A 14,898-nucleotide genomic window follows, 5' to 3' on the forward strand; every position below is an offset into this window, starting at 1 on the left:
AAAAAGCCATGAGCACACATCAACAGGCGCAGGCCTACAACTACAAAGTGGTCCGACAATTCGTGGTCATGACGGTGTTTTGGGGCATCGTCGGCATGGCCATGGGGGTCTGGATCGCCTCGCAACTGGTCTGGCCGGAACTGAACCTGGAACTGCCGTGGACCAGCTTCGGCCGCCTGCGCCCGCTGCACACCAGCCTGGTAATCTTCGGATTTGCCGGTAGCGCACAATTTGCCGCCAGCTACTACGCGGTACAGCGTACCTGCCAGGTACGCTTGTTCAGCGACAAGTTGGCCGCCTTCACCTTCTGGGGCTGGCAAGCGACCATCGTGATCATGCTGGTCAGCCTGCCGCTGGGCCTGACCACCACCAAGGAATACGCCGAGATCGAATTCACTGGCGCGGTCTGGATGGCCATTGTCTGGGTGGCCTACGGCGTGGTGTTCTTCGCCACCCTGCTACGCCGCAAGGCCAAGCATATCTATGTCGGCAACTGGTTCTTCGGTGCTTTCATTGTGGTAATCGCCATGCTGCACGTGGTCAATCACCTGTCGATCCCGGTGAGCTGGTTCAAGTCCTACCCGGTCTACTCAGGCGCCACCGACGCCATGGTCCAGTGGTGGTACGGCCATAACGCCGTGGGCTTCTTCCTGACGACGGGCTTTCTGGGGATGATGTATTACTTCGTGCCCAAGCAGGTCGGCCGTCCGGTGTACTCGTATCGCCTGTCGATCGTGCATTTCTGGGCATTGATCACCCTGTATATCTGGGCGGGTCCGCATCATCTGCACTACACCGCCCTGCCGGACTGGGCGCAATCGCTGGGCATGGCGATGTCGTTGATCCTCCTGGCACCGAGCTGGGGCGGCATGATCAACGGCATGATGACCCTTTCCGGGGCCTGGCATAAGCTGCGCGACGACCCGATCCTGCGCTTTCTGGTGCTGTCGCTGGCGTTCTACGGCATGTCGACCTTTGAAGGCCCGATGATGGCCATCAAGACCGTCAACGCGCTGTCCCACTACACCGACTGGACCATTGGCCACGTTCATGCGGGCGCCCTGGGCTGGGTGGCGATGATTACCTTCGGCTCGCTTTACCACATGATCCCGAAAGTGTTCGGCCGCGAGCGCATGTACAGCACCGGCATGATCAACGCGCACTTTTGGCTGGCGACCATCGGCACCGTGCTCTACATCGCCTCGATGTGGGTCAACGGCATCACCCAGGGCCTGATGTGGCGCGCCACCAACGACGACGGCACCCTGACCTACTCATTCGTCGAAGCATTGGTGGCCAGCCACCCCGGCTTCCTGGTGCGCTTTATCGGCGGTGTGTGTTTCCTCGCCGGCATGTTGCTGATGGCCTACAACACCTGGCGCACGGTGCGGGTGGCCGATGAACACCTGGCCTTCCATAACGCGCGCATCGCCTGAGGAGCATCACAATGAACGAGTGGCTGTATGCGCTGTATTGCCTGAGCGGCGTGTTGTTCTTCTACCTGGTCACCAGTGCCTGTCTACGCGGCCATGATCGCGAGGTCGATGATCAGACCAGCCTGATACCCTTTGCCGACGACCCGTTGGTGGCACAACGGGTCGAACGGGCGATTGGCAAGCCAGTACCGGCCGTGAAACCGGACGCGGCATTCAGGGCCTGACCTGATAGTCCGGATGGGTCGCTGGCGGGCATTGCCGGCGATCCATTTGCACGCAGCCAGGCCTACCCAACCGAAAGCGAAATTTCCCACGCCAACTTGAGACCTTCCGGGAACGACTTACTTCGATGCAGCCTATAAGGTTCATGCCCTGTGCCCCCTACAGGACAAGGACTTCCATGCCGCGCCAGTCAGACCTGCGCTTTACCTTCCAGCCCCTGGCCAGCGAGGCACAGTTCGAGGTCATCGACTTCGACCTCGAAGAAGGCCTGTCCCAACCCTTCAGGCTTGCCCTCACGCTCTCCAGCCATGACCCCGACATCGCGTTCGCCGGCCTGCTCGACAACCCCGCGCGCTTCACCCTCTGGCAGGGCGAATACGCCGTGCGCCATGTCCACGGCCTGGTCAGCCGCCTCACCGTCGGCACCAGCGGCTTTCGCCGCACCCGCTACCAGGTGCTGGTCGAGCCCACCCTGGCACGCCTGGCCTTGTGCTCCGACTGGCGCATTTTCCAGGCCCTGAGCGTGCCGCAGATCATCGACAAGGTGCTCGGCCAGCACCGCATCTTCGACCGCAAGCTCATCACCACCGCCACCTACTCGCCCCGTGAGTACTGCGTGCAGGCCGGCGAAACCGACCTGCAGTTCCTGGCCCGCCTGGCGGCCGAAGAAGGCTTGCTCTACACCTTCGAGCACTCCGCCAGCGGCCACCGCCTGGTGTTCACCGACCGTGTGCTGGGCCTGGGCCAGATCGGTCCCGACGACGACCGAGAGGTGCGCTACGAGGCCAGCCCCGGTGGCGACCAGCCGCTGCCGGCGCTCTGGCAGTTCAACTACACCGAACAGGTACGGACCACGCGCCAGGTACAGCGCGACTACACCTTCACCCACCCGCGCTATACCCAGCAGCACGAGGCCACCGGCCAGGAGCTGCAGCGCCAGGCCAACCGCTATGAGCGCTACGACTACCCCGGCCGCTACAAGCGCGATGCCGTCGGCAAGCCCTTCACCCAGACCCGCCTGCTGGCCCTGCGCAACGATGCCCGGCTCGCCGAAGCCGTGGGCGACAACCCGCGCCTGCAGCCCGGCCTGGGCTTCGACCTCGGCGGCCACCCGCGAGAGGCCTTCAACAGCCACTGGCGCGCCCTGCGCATCAATCACCAGGGCGTCCAGCATGACAGCCAGGAAGAAGACGCCAGCGATGCCAGCCAGGGAACGCACTATCAGCAGACCGCCTGGCTGATCAACGGGCGCGTCGACTGGAAGGCCGACCTGCCCCCCAAGCCGCGCATCGACGGCCCGCAGATGGCCACCGTGGTCGGGCCGCCCAACGAAGAGATCTACTGCGACGAATGGGGCCGCGTGAAGCTCAGCTTTCCCTGGGACCGCCAGAGCAAGCACGATGCCACCAGCTCCTGCTGGGTGCGGGTTTCCCAGGGCTGGGCCGGCACCACCTGGGGCGCCATGGCCATTCCGCGCATTGGCCAAGAAGTGATCGTCAGCTACGTCGATGGCGATCCCGACCAGCCCATCGTCACCGGCAGGACCTACCGCGCCACCAACCTGCCGCCCTACGAACTGCCCAAACACAAGACCCGCATGACCTTGAAGAGCCAGACCCACAAGGGCCGCGGCTCCAACGAGCTGCGCTTCGAGGATGAACTGGGACACGAGGAGGTGTTCATCCATGCCGAAAAAGACCAGAACAACGTGATCAAGCACAACGAGACCACGCGGGTGGGGAATGATCGCAGTGAGCGGGTGGAGCAGGATGAGCGGGTTGAGATTGGTCGGGATCGGTTCGAGGTAGTGGGTAACGACGAACAAGTGACGATCGGTCAGGACAGACATAACGACATCGGCCGCGATGACAGCCTGAGCATCGCCCGCCACCACACCATCACTACAGCCCAGGACCGCACCGAGACGGTCGGCAACCATCGCCGCGACACGACCACCGCCAATCACTGGGTGGAAATCGGTGGACACCTGGAACAGCGCGTTGCGGGTCATGTCGATCTGGAGGCCGGGCAGGCGATTCGTCATCGTACCCAGGAATACGAAATACAGGTTGCCCAGCGTATGGTCATCAAGGCACCTGGCGGCACACTGCGCCTGGACGAGGCCGGCATCACGCTCGATGGCGTTGCGATCCACATCAATGGGCCGATTCGCCAAAGCCCCGAAGGCGGTACGCATGCCTTCACCCTCAGCGGCATTCCCAACCCAGGCGAGCCTGTTTGCCTCAGCTGCATGCTCAAGGCCATCGAGGAAGGCCGCAGTGTGATACGCCTACAAGGAGCCAGCGCTTGACCTACGCACTCAAGGATCATCTGTTCGCACGTCTGCGTGAGTCTGAACGCTATCGGCTCACAGCCATCGTCGAAATGGCACGCTTGCCGACATCGATACGCGAGCATCTCGTGAACTACGCGAGCACATCCTCGTGGCCACTGCTACAGCAGCCAGAGTTCACCCAACTGCAAACGATTGGTCCTTGGTTGTTTGCCGCTCGTCCAGGGGCAACCCTGCATGGCCAGAACGACTTCTACGGTACCCTCGGCCCCATTGCAGGCGATGCCGTTTGCGGCTGGCTGATCAGCGCAATGCCACCGGCTCAACTAGTCACCCACCTGAGCCACGCCAATACGGTGATCGCACCCGATGGCGGCAAGTACCTGCTGCGCTATCACACCGCACACACCCTCATGACCCTGCACGCACGCCGTGACCTCCCAGGCATCGCAACCTGGCTGATGCCCATCCACAGCTGGTGGATACCAGCGACTTGCTCCACACACAATGAGTGGCAATGTGTATCTGGTTCCGACCTGATACCTGATCAGCACCTTCCCCCCATTCAGCTAGATCTTCGCTGCTGGGACGCACTGGCGGGCGACCCTCTCGGCTATCAACTGGCCGACCTGCTGGAACAGCCACTGGCAGCCAAAGGCATAGAAGACAACGGTCACATTACCCGGCTCGGCCTTGCCCAGCATCACTTGGCCAAGGCGCGTGAACTGGGCCTGAACAGCCAGGACGATCTTATCGGCTACGTCACCTTTAAGGCGCTACAAGACGACGCGCTATCAGAATTGCCAGCCTGGCAAACAGCGTTGAAGGAAGCCCTTGATCAGAAACGCCCATTTGCCGAAGCGCTGCAGCATTGCCTGCGTCAGCATTCTCTCTGAGGACGCCTCATGTTCAGCCTGGATGAAATCTTCGCCATCAATCGCAAGTTCTGTGAACAGCTGAGCGAACCCTTCGACAACAGCCCCGCCGTCACCTGCACCCGCACTTTCACCCTCCTGCCCCTGCGCTACGCCGTCGTCGGTGGCAACCACGGCCAGCGCCAGCAACTGCCCGAGCTGCCAGCGCACCTGCACCACCCGCACCAGGTCGGCGAACTGCAGCACGCCAGCTATGCCATCCGCACCCTGCGCGAGGGCTTTCTCTATGTCCTCGAAAAACGCAAGACCACCGGCCGCTACACCTGGCACCCGCCCTACCGCATCGCCGCCAACGGCTTGCTGTCCCTGACCGAGCCCGGCCTCCCCCATGCCCCACCACCCCCGGCCTTCAGTGCCCAGGATGCAGGACGCCAGATCGCCTGGGCGTTCAATGTCCACGACCTCGACGACCTGCACGAACTGCGGCTGTTCTACAGCCCCGACCCGCTGACCCTGGCAGCGCAGCAACAGCTGCTGCGCCGGCGCGACAGCCTGCCCGCCCTCGACATCCGCAAGTACGCCGCTCCCTCCTGCGCCGTCCCCGCCCCCCATGTGCTGACCCACGACCAGCTCGACACGGTGGTCGACTTCGCCGCCGAAAGCGACCCGGCCCTGCGCAAACTGCTCGACGCCCAGCTCTTCGGCGGCCCGCAGGTGATCTCCAGGGTTGCCTCGCAGCAAATGCTCCAACCCGCTGCCGGCAAGGCCAACCCCCGCGGTATCGCCATCGTGGTCGAGGACGCCATCGGCATCACCCAGGAACTCAACGCCTGGCGCAATGCCGGGCTGGAACAGTTGAAGGACTGGCTGGAAAACACCCCGGCTCCCGACGCCAAGGGCAACCCCGGGCCCAGCAACGAGCGCAAGGTGCTGGTGGCCCAGGCCTTCACCGAACTGCACAGGAACTTCAGTGAGCGCAAGGTTGCCGCCCATGTACGCAAACGTACCCAGGCAATCCGCGAACGGCTCGACGAAAGCAACAACACCATGACGGCGCGTCTTGATCCGCAGCGGTGGCAAGACACCAAGGAACAGATTCTCGAAGCCACCAGCGAGCTCCACCGTCGCGACCTTGAAGCCCGCGCGCAGACCGGCGAGTTTTCCAGGCTGTTCGACGAACGCTACCTGCCACGGGTGGACCTTGCGGCCATGCAGCAACAACTGGCCTGGTTCGAGATTGAGAGTAACAAGGCCCAGGCCGCGGCCGAAGCCCGGGCGGCGGATCACCTGAGCTGGCTGCAGCACCCACGACTGCAGGACGCCCTGGCCCTCTACGACCCCGACGACCTCATCAACGGCCTGTGCTTCGCCCACCAGACCGGCCTCTGCGTAATCGGCATGGAGGGCGTACCGGCCGGCGCCGACCTGCTCAGCCGCTGGTGGCGCGCCGACAGCGTGACCCCCGACAACCTGGCCCTGCGCAGCTTCACCTACAACCAGCGCAGCATTGCCGAAGCCCTGGAGCAAACCCGCACACAGTTGAAATACCAGCCCCTTGAGGGCGACGACCTGAAGCAGTTCGAGAACGCGCTGAAACTGAGCAAGGCGTTGGCCGCGCTGTTCAGCCAGGTGGACGGCCAGCTGGACCTGATCGCCCGACACGGCCATATCAACGCCGCCGGGGCCCTGGCCTGGCTCGGCCAACTGGGCCGTGAAGCCGCAAGGGCCGGCGCCCCCAACAGCCTGGATCGGGCGATGCACCGGCGCCTGGCCAGCTACCTCACCGCCTCGCTCGGTGAGCAAGCCGTGGCCCTGCGCCTGGCCGAACTTGCCCAAGCGGGCCAGGCGCCATCTTCCGGTCGCGTTTCCGCCCCAATCCTGCGACGCCTGGACAGCGCCTATGCCACCAGCCTGCAGAATGCCCACAGCAACTCGTTCTACCGACTGCGGGTGGCTAGCGGCCTGCTGTTGCTGGAGGCCAGCCTGTTGCTGTTGCAAGGGCGACGTGACGACAAGGATCGGCGCTTCTGGAGTGAAGTGGCTGCGGCGGGGTTGACCAGTGTGGCGGCAGGACTGGAACTGCTGGCAGTGGGTACCGGGCAGGCGCTGGCGAATGTCGGGCCGAACAGCGCCACCGCACGGGGGGCGCAGATCAGCCTGGGGCGGTATCGGCTGTGGGGGGCGGGGATGGCGGCTGCGGGGGGGTTGGTGAGTATCGGGTGGGATGTGAGTGATAGCGTGGATGCGCTCAATAGAAATTCAGAAGTACAAAGCACCCGTAAGTACCCTTTGGCAGCAACCTACTTTGTTCGAGCTTCCGCCACCTTAGCGCTACTTGCAGGGCAAGGTGGAATTGCCTTTTCCCAAGCAACCGCGTACTTCAATTGGCTTACCATGCAAGCTCGAAGCGGAGGACAGCAAGCATTCTTTTTAACGCTGACACAATGGTCCACACGCTTGGCCGCTAACCAAGCCGCCATGCTCTTGTTGGGCCGTATGACCTGGATGGGTGGAGCGTTTGTACTAGGCGCTACGATTGCACTCCTGATGTTCGATGATAATGCCCTGGAAAAATGGTGTGACCAGTGCTGCTTCAGTCGCACTCCCGAAGCGCAGCGTTATAAAAATGTTAGCGACGAACTCGGCACACTGTTTGCCGCCATCAGCGAGATGATGTGATGTACTTCTTTGAATGGGGCTGTTGGAAAATGCAATTGGAGCCAGAAGAAGCCCGTAAAGACGATCACAAACTTGAAAAAAAACTGGGGATAAAAAGAGATCTACCTTTTGAGAGTGAGGACGATGAAGAGCAGGTTGCTGCACGCGCCTGCGTTAGCCAGACACCTAAAGCCCGAGGGCCAGTTTATGTGTTTAACGACACAGTGCTTGAAATACGCTCCGGCATGTTTGAAGCGAAGCGCGGCCTTATCAGCATACTCTCATGCGCGCTAATCATTTTTATCACCACCACTACGGCAACCGCAACAGTACACCTCGCAAGGTCAATTAATGAACTTTTAAATAAAAAAATCATCCCTGACATCGGCCTGCTACTTGTATTGCTACTCTACTTTACAATCGCCGCAGTATTTTCTTGGTTCTATTTAAAGTATGGTTTTCGCTTCACTCGCTTGGAAATGTTCACCTCCCGTCATCTACTGATCCGCTTCAACCGCAAAACCCAGCAAGTCTACCTGCATCGCCCCAGCTACTGCGGTGGCATCGTGACCTTGCCCTGGAAAGGCGTGACCTCATCAGGCGCCAGCGAAAAGACTGCAATAGCAGGCGGCATCGGCGTACCCCTATTCCTCTATTGGTCACCGCGCGTCACAGGTACTCTCCATCCCGAAAGCGCCTGGGTCGGCAAGGCCGGCAACAACCAGGCCGAGCTACGCGACGAATGGGAGTTCATCCGTCGCTTCATGGACGAAGGCCCCCAAGGCCTGCCGCGGCCCCGCATCACCTCGCATTTCCCCTGGCCCTGGCAGGCCTTCACCCCACAGTTCGAAGGGCTCACCCACTATTTTCGTCGTGCCTCCCGAACAACCAAGGTAGGGCTGCTGCTGATCTGCCCTGCCTTCCTGATCATCGGTCTCGGCCATTGGCTAAGCCTGCTGCTGTGCTGGAAACCGCGCTGGCCGAAACTGATCCGCCAGGCCGGGCTGCCTGGAAAACCCATCCCACCGCTGACCACTCTTGCCGATCGCCCCCCGCATATCCAGGAACGCTTGCGGGCTAATGCACACCTATGGGCGATACGCCCAGGCAAACGCCCTGAAAAGAAACTACGTGCACGTCCCAAAAAAACCGAATCCAAATCGAATTGACCAAGGAGGATGAGAACTCTATAAAACTCAAAATACTTGTCGGACATGACTGCCCGCTTCATGGACGTGGCTAAGTCGTCTCGGCACTTCGACCCATAGGATAAATGAATCAATTGACAAAAAATTGCTCGCACCAGTGAGTGCCGCCTGAATGAGCAGTAAAATCAATCGATTATCTAAAAGTCTTCGCTTCGGCGGCACCTCTCTCCACCCTCATTACTCAACAGGCGAGCCCCCAGTCGTATACGGCATACGACGTATAAACACCCAATGCATTGAGCTGGAGACGCTCTCCAACCTAAACAAAATCGGCTCATCGCTTATAGTTGGTCAGTTCATTGTTATTGCAGTTATAGATACAATCCTAATGCTCCAGGTCATCGACAACATAACCCCTGAGATAACAATTACAATATTATTGTCTGCGTCGCTGCTCCCACCATTGGGATGTGTTTTTTACTTGCTAGGCGGCAACCACCGCACCCGCAAGGTGTACTACATCTTCCCCGGAAAAAAACACCTGCACATTCTCGACTGGGACCAACTCGAAATCCTCGCCGGCTACATACCCATTGTCAGTGGCACGATCAATACCAGCCGCCATTCTCTCTACCTGATCGGCGTCGACTACGGTCAGAAGACACCCGGAGAGGTTTGCCTCAGGTGCGGCAACCTGGGGGTATTCGACGGTGATCGCTCAGCCAAGTCTCTGTTGACCTACCTGCAACTCTTCATGGCCAATGGGCCGCAGGATATACCTGAGCCTCCCCCCTCCAGCCTCGTCTGACTCGCCGGCAAACTACCTTGCGCCGATTTCATGAATGGCGGCACTCGTTTCGCAGCAGCTTGACCAGCACACGAGGCAAGTTGTGGGCCCCCATCATGGTTCCGCTTCGGTTGCTCTGGCTGATCTGGGATGTCTTTCCGGAATGCCTGGCCGAATTCATTCAGTACAACGTGCCCTACACCACCTTCCCCCTCAATGGGAAGATTGTCGACCGGTGACCATGGAAAAGTAACTGTATACCTTGCAGTGCCATCTAAAACTCGCGTGCCACTCAGTCTGCTCGACTCTCACGCCCATCCTCAAAAAACGCCTTGCGCCCATCCACCTGGCTCGACGCCCGTGGCAGGTTGGCTGCATCCCCCGTTGGCGTTTCCACGTACCAGTAGCAGTGTTTCGCCGCACGGGTGATCGCAACGTAGGCCAGGCGCAACACTTCATCCTTCTGTGCATTGTCGAAGGCCAACGGGTCGCCAGCGCGCCCCAACCCTGCCTGGCGATAAACCTGGTTCTTGTAGGGCGAACTGGTCAGATGCTGGCAATCACCCAGCATGAATACCGCATCCGCCTGCAAACCCTTGGCACTGTGATAAGTCAGTTGCCGGAAGCGTCGCTGGCTCGCCGGCAACCCGGCCTCATGGTTTACCAGTGGCTGTATATGCTCTGATATCAATGATTTATCGCTACTTTTTCGAAATAACATCATTACCGACTCGCCGCGGCGGTAGTGCTCCATCAACGTCTGGGCCAGGACGGCTTCGTCACGCTCAAGGACTTTGACCGGTATCGCTGCCTCTGCCGCCGGGCCGCAGGCCTTGGCTTTTTTACCGCTGATGGCTGGCGCTGGCTTCACGATGTGCTCGGCCGCGTCGATGATGTGTTGGTGGCTGCGGAAATTGTCGGACAGCATCACCCGGGTATTGCTCGGTGAGATGAACTCCTTGGTGTATTCCATGAAGTACTTGGGCGAGCTGCCACGCCAGCCGTAGATCGACTGCCAGTCATCCCCCACACACAGCAGCGAGGAATGCTGGGCCACCCTGCCGACGTGCATGGCCGGGCCGCGACGGCGGATTTCGCGCAGGCAGGCGCGCAGCCAGGAAACGATCTGTGGCGAGACGTCCTGGAATTCGTCGATCATCAGGTGCGCCAGCGGGCGCAGCAGCGGGTCGGGCAGCAAGCGCAGGTTCTCGGGATTGTTCTCACCGAAGAGAGCGAACATACGGTTGTAGCTCATGATCGGCGGCGACTGCCCGAGCAAGTGCGCCTCCAGCGCCTTCCAGTACAAGCTCAAGGCCTCGAAGAACAGCGCGTCGCTGTCGCCGGCGGGGAAGCTCATGGCGCCTACCGCCTTGTTCACTTCAAGCCCGAGATTCTCGATAAAACCTGCGGCGCCGACGAAGGCGTCAAGCAACGGGGCTGCCGACAGTTCACCCTTGATCTTGTAATCAAAGCCGGGACCGGCGACGGCATCGCCAGCCAGCGAGGTTGTGAGACGTTTGGCCGCTGCATAATTTTCAAGCCAAATCACAGGCTTATCGCAGAAAGCTTGAAACAGGGTGCGCTTTATTACCCACTCAGCCCAAACCGGAAGCTTGGCGCCGGGACGCTTGTATTGCTGGTTTTCACCCGGATCGAAGCCCAGCACGACCCAGGCATCCAGTTCCTTGATATGGCCGTGGAAGTGGAAGCGGCTGCCGTTGATTTCCACCGTCTCGCGGCTTGGCTCGATTCCCTTGATTGGCCAGGCTCCAGCAGAGAACCAGAGGTCTTCGAGGGTATCGCAGAGTTCTTCGTCGCGGCTGGCCGATAGCTGGGTTACCGCCACTCGTTTTTGCACGTCCGGGTGATCGCGATCCAGGGCTTTGAGCTGCAGTGCTTCACGGCGCAGGCTGGCAATCAGTTCGGCAAAGCGAGCGCTGTGTTTGAGCAGGTCGCGGTAGCACAGGTTCAACTGCTGGCGCTGGGCATCGTTGATACGCAGGTCAAAGGGGTTGCTCTCGGCACTGGCTTCACTGCCGCTGGGCATCTCGCTGCCCAGGGTCTCGAACGCGCGCACCTGGCTGAAGCCTGGCAGGCTCCGCACCAATGGCAGGATTCGCGAGTGGAAGGTGCGCACCAGCTCACGGGCCTGGGGCGGGCTGAGTTCCAGTTGCCAAAGGCCGAAGACCTGTACCAGGCGGGCGATGAAATCCTTGCGTGACTCGCGGGTAAAGGTCACCACAGTCATGGCGTCCAGCTCAAAACCCAGGTAATGACGCAACAGCAAGATGCGCAGTACCAGCGAGGTCGACTTGCCAGCACCGGCCCCGGCGATAACGCAGGTGGATGGCGTATCGCTGAAGATCATCTTCCACTGTGCAGCGCTCGGCTGGGCGTGTGCCGGCAAGCGCTGGGCAACGTCACCTTTGAAGCGTTTCTTGAGCTCGCTGGTCAATGGCAGGCGCCAGTCGTCGAACAGGCAGTCGTCCTGTCCCGGCACGCCGTGGCCATCGGGACGTGTGTCACGGATCACCAACACCTGGCGCCCGGCTTCGTAGCCGTCCACCCGCCCTTCTTCATAGCCCTCGCGTAAACCATCGGCATGGCCGGTACGTTGGCCGCTGGCGTGCCCCTGGAACCAGGAGTCACGGTGCTGGGCCTGCAGCCGGCTCAGGCCGCGGCCTAGCACACGCGCTGCCAGGCGTCTTATCCAGGGCAATTGCGCAGGGGGAGTCAACTCCGGGGGTAGCTTGGGACGCTCTTCAGACACACCGACTCCAACACAAATAATCCAGCATGCATGTTCGCTCTAACAGACAAAAATCACCAGCCGAATGCTTGAAGATCAGTCAATTAGACGATGAAGCGTATAAATCACCCTAGCTATTGGTATCTAATAATTAGATCAATATCAGCCGAAATTTACGCTTATTTTCGATTATAGATTCAGCGATGATCGTTCCATCAAACGACTCACCAGGAGAGCCCGTCATGCTGCAACTGCGCCCATTCAAGAGCCTTGGCCACGCCGACCATGGCTGGCTCGATGCCCACCATCACTTCTCTTTTGCCGAGTACTACGACCCGCAACGGATGAACTGGGGCAACCTGCGGGTCTGGAACGACGACCTGATTGCCGCCGGCAGTGGCTTCCCACCGCACCCGCACCGCGACATGGAAATCATCACCTACGTGCGTGAAGGTGCCATCAGCCACCAGGACAACCTGGGCAACAAAGGCCGTACCGAGGCGGGAGATGTACAGGTGATGAGCGCCGGTACCGGCATTACCCATGCCGAGTACAACCTGGAAAACGTCGATACGCGGATCTTCCAGATCTGGATCGTGCCCGAGAAGGTCGGCCAGGCGCCGTCCTGGGGCACTCGGCCCTTCCCCAAGGGCGAGCGCGAAGGCTTCGTGACGTTGGCAAGCGGCCGTGACGGTGATGAAGACAGCCTGCGCATTCGTGCCGATGCACGCCTGGTGGCCGCGACCCTGCTGGCTGGGGAAAGCGCCGAATACCGTTTCGAGGCTGGCCGACGCGGGTACCTGGTGCCTGCCAAGGGGATGGTTGAAGTCAACGGTCTGCGCGCCGAGGCCCGTGACGGGGTGGCGATCGAAGATGAGCAAGTGCTCAGGGTGATGGCGCTGGAAGACAGCGAGATTGTCCTGGTCGATGTAGCTTGAAGCTGATTGCGGGCAAGCCCACTCCCACAGGTAGTGTAGGAGCGGGCTTTGCCCCGCGATGCGCTACCGTTTACGCAATCGCCGCATCCACCAGCGCCTGGGCCTCAGCCACCAGCCGCTGCAGGTGCTCCTCGCTCACAAAGCTTTCCGCATAGATTTTGTAGATATCCTCGGTGCCCGAAGGCCGCGCGGCGAACCAGCCGTTGGCGGTCATCACTTTCAGGCCGCCAATGGCCTGGTTGTTGCCCGGCGCATGACTGAGGATGTGCTCGATCGGCTCGCCGGCCAAGCGGGTGGACTTGACCTGCTCCGGCGCCAGCTTGCTCAGCAATGCCTTTTGCTGTGGGTTGGCCTTGGCCTCGACGCGGGTGGCAAAGGGTTCGCCCAGTTCAGCGGTCAGCTGCGCATAGGCCTGGCTTGGATCGCGGCCGGTGCGCGCGGTGATTTCCGCCGCCAGCAGCGCCGGGATCAGGCCGTCCTTGTCGGTGGTCCAGACGCTGCCGTCCTTGCGCAGGAACGACGCACCGGCGCTCTCTTCGCCACCAAAGCCCAGGCTGCCGTCAAACAGGCCATCGGCGAAGAACTTGAACCCAACCGGTACTTCGTACAGGCGACGGCCCAGACGCGCAGTAACACGGTCGATCAAGCCACTGCTGACCACGGTCTTGCCCACGGCGGCATCGCTGCGCCACTGTGGTCGGTGCTGGAACAGGTAGTCGATGGCCACGGCCAGGTAGTTGTTCGGGGCCAGCAGGCCACTGGGGGTCACGATGCCGTGGCGGTCATGGTCCGGATCGCAGGCAAAGGCCACGTCGAAACGCTCGCGCAAGCCGATCAGGCCTTGCATAGCGTGTGGCGAGGACGGGTCCATACGGATCTGACCGTCCCAGTCGACGCTCATGAAACGGAAAGTCGGATCAACTTCAGTATTGACCACTTCCAGGTTCAGCTTGTAGTGCTCGGCAATCGCCGACCAGTAGCGCACCCCGGCCCCGCCCAGCGGGTCCACGCCCAGGCGCAGGTTGGCGCTGCGGATCACGTCGAAATCGATTACGTTTTCAAGGTCGGCCACGTAATTGCCCACGTAATCGTGGCGATGGGTCGTGCTGGCCGCCAGTGCCTGTTCGTGGTCCATGCGCTTGACGCCGTTCAGGCCCGCAGCCAGCAGTTCGTTGGCCTTGGCTTCGATCCACTTGGTGACGTCGCTGTCGGCCGGACCGCCATTGGGCGGGTTGTACTTGAAGCCACCACTTTGTGGCGGGTTGTGCGACGGCGTGATGACGATACCGTCGGCCAAGCCACTGCTGCGCCCACGGTTGTAGCAGATGATCGCGTGGGACACCGCCGGCGTCGGGGTGTACTCATCGTCTTTCGACAGCATGACCTGAACACCATTGGCCGCCATCACCTGCAGGGCACTGGCCGCCGCCGGGGTCGACAAGGCATGGGTATCGGCGCCGATGAACAGCGGTCCGTCGATCCCTTTGCCCTGGCGGTACAGGCAGATGGCCTGGCTGATTGCCAGCACATGGTGCTCGTTGAAACTCAGGTCCAGCGAGCTGCCCCGGTGCCCTGACGTGCCGAACGCAACCCGCTGGGTGGCGATGCTGACATCGGGCTGGCCGGTGTAGTAGGCGGTCAACAGGCGTGGGATATCCACCAGCACGGAGGCCGGAGCCGGTTTGCCTGCCAAAGGACTGAGCTTCATGCAAAACCTCAAGAAAGGATGTACGGGGTAATAAAATCACGGAGTTTACTGGCACTTTGACCTGCACGCGACGCCAATGCTCCC

Annotated in this window: 11 protein-coding genes; 9 read left to right on the forward strand and 2 right to left on the reverse strand. The window is 60.9% G+C overall.

Features of this window, described 5'->3' with window-relative positions; genetic code table 11:
• Positions 1 to 8: 8 nt before the first annotated feature.
• The 8 genes from ccoN (at position 9) to ABVN19_RS10275 (ending at position 9,658) form a co-directional block, all read left to right on the forward strand.
• A complete protein-coding gene (gene ccoN, locus ABVN19_RS10240) occupies positions 9 to 1,436 on the forward strand; it encodes a cytochrome-c oxidase, cbb3-type subunit I (RefSeq protein WP_028946307.1) in 1,428 nt (475 codons plus the stop codon).
• A gap of 11 nt (positions 1,437 to 1,447) precedes the next feature.
• Positions 1,448 to 1,660 carry a hypothetical protein gene (locus tag ABVN19_RS10245; RefSeq protein WP_028946308.1) on the forward strand — a complete coding sequence of 71 codons (213 nt, stop codon included), beginning with the start codon at positions 1,448 to 1,450 and terminating at the stop codon, positions 1,658 to 1,660.
• A gap of 176 nt (positions 1,661 to 1,836) precedes the next feature.
• Positions 1,837 to 3,969 (forward strand): type VI secretion system tip protein TssI/VgrG, encoded by a 2,133-nt coding sequence (gene tssI, locus ABVN19_RS10250; protein ID WP_105642723.1) that lies wholly within the window; start codon positions 1,837 to 1,839, stop codon positions 3,967 to 3,969.
• Positions 3,966 to 4,847 carry a DUF4123 domain-containing protein gene (locus ABVN19_RS10255; protein ID WP_105642722.1) on the forward strand — a complete coding sequence of 294 codons (882 nt, stop codon included), beginning with the start codon at positions 3,966 to 3,968 and terminating at the stop codon, positions 4,845 to 4,847. Before tssI ends, ABVN19_RS10255 begins: the two co-directional genes overlap by 4 nt.
• A 9-nt stretch (positions 4,848 to 4,856) precedes the next feature.
• A complete protein-coding gene (locus ABVN19_RS10260; RefSeq protein ID WP_353632803.1) occupies positions 4,857 to 7,505 on the forward strand; it encodes a T6SS effector BTH_I2691 family protein in 2,649 nt (882 codons plus the stop codon).
• Complete coding sequence (locus ABVN19_RS10265) at positions 7,505 to 8,653, forward strand: DUF6708 domain-containing protein (protein WP_105642417.1); 1,149 nt, start codon at positions 7,505 to 7,507, stop codon at positions 8,651 to 8,653. The genes ABVN19_RS10260 and ABVN19_RS10265 overlap by 1 nt, the downstream gene beginning before the upstream one ends.
• Positions 8,654 to 8,804: 151 nt before the next feature.
• Positions 8,805 to 9,440, forward strand: coding sequence for a hypothetical protein (locus ABVN19_RS10270; protein WP_146117340.1), 636 nt, complete (start codon positions 8,805 to 8,807; stop codon positions 9,438 to 9,440).
• A 95-nt stretch (positions 9,441 to 9,535) separates the two neighbouring features.
• A complete protein-coding gene (locus tag ABVN19_RS10275) occupies positions 9,536 to 9,658 on the forward strand; it encodes a hypothetical protein (RefSeq protein WP_256585915.1) in 123 nt (40 codons plus the stop codon).
• Between the two features lie 53 nt (positions 9,659 to 9,711).
• On the opposite strand, the gene ABVN19_RS10280 is transcribed toward ABVN19_RS10275, so the two are convergent.
• A complete protein-coding gene (locus tag ABVN19_RS10280; RefSeq protein ID WP_028946170.1) occupies positions 9,712 to 12,189 on the reverse strand; it encodes a UvrD-helicase domain-containing protein in 2,478 nt (825 codons plus the stop codon).
• Between the two features lie 221 nt (positions 12,190 to 12,410).
• Between ABVN19_RS10280 and ABVN19_RS10285 the strand changes: the two genes are divergently transcribed.
• The gene (locus tag ABVN19_RS10285; protein WP_028946169.1) at positions 12,411 to 13,106 is read left to right on the forward strand and encodes a pirin family protein; all 696 of its coding nucleotides are present in this window, start codon (positions 12,411 to 12,413) and stop codon (positions 13,104 to 13,106) included.
• 70 nt (positions 13,107 to 13,176) lie between these two features.
• Here ABVN19_RS10285 and pgm read toward each other — a convergent pair whose 3' ends face one another.
• Complete coding sequence (gene pgm, locus ABVN19_RS10290; protein WP_028946168.1) at positions 13,177 to 14,814, reverse strand: phosphoglucomutase (alpha-D-glucose-1,6-bisphosphate-dependent); 1,638 nt, start codon at positions 14,812 to 14,814, stop codon at positions 13,177 to 13,179.
• Between the last annotated feature and the right edge of the window lie 84 nt (positions 14,815 to 14,898).

The sequence above is a fragment of the Pseudomonas vranovensis genome, from assembly GCF_040438935.1.
In the GTDB taxonomy this organism is placed as follows: Bacteria; Pseudomonadota; Gammaproteobacteria; order Pseudomonadales; family Pseudomonadaceae; genus Aquipseudomonas; species Aquipseudomonas vranovensis.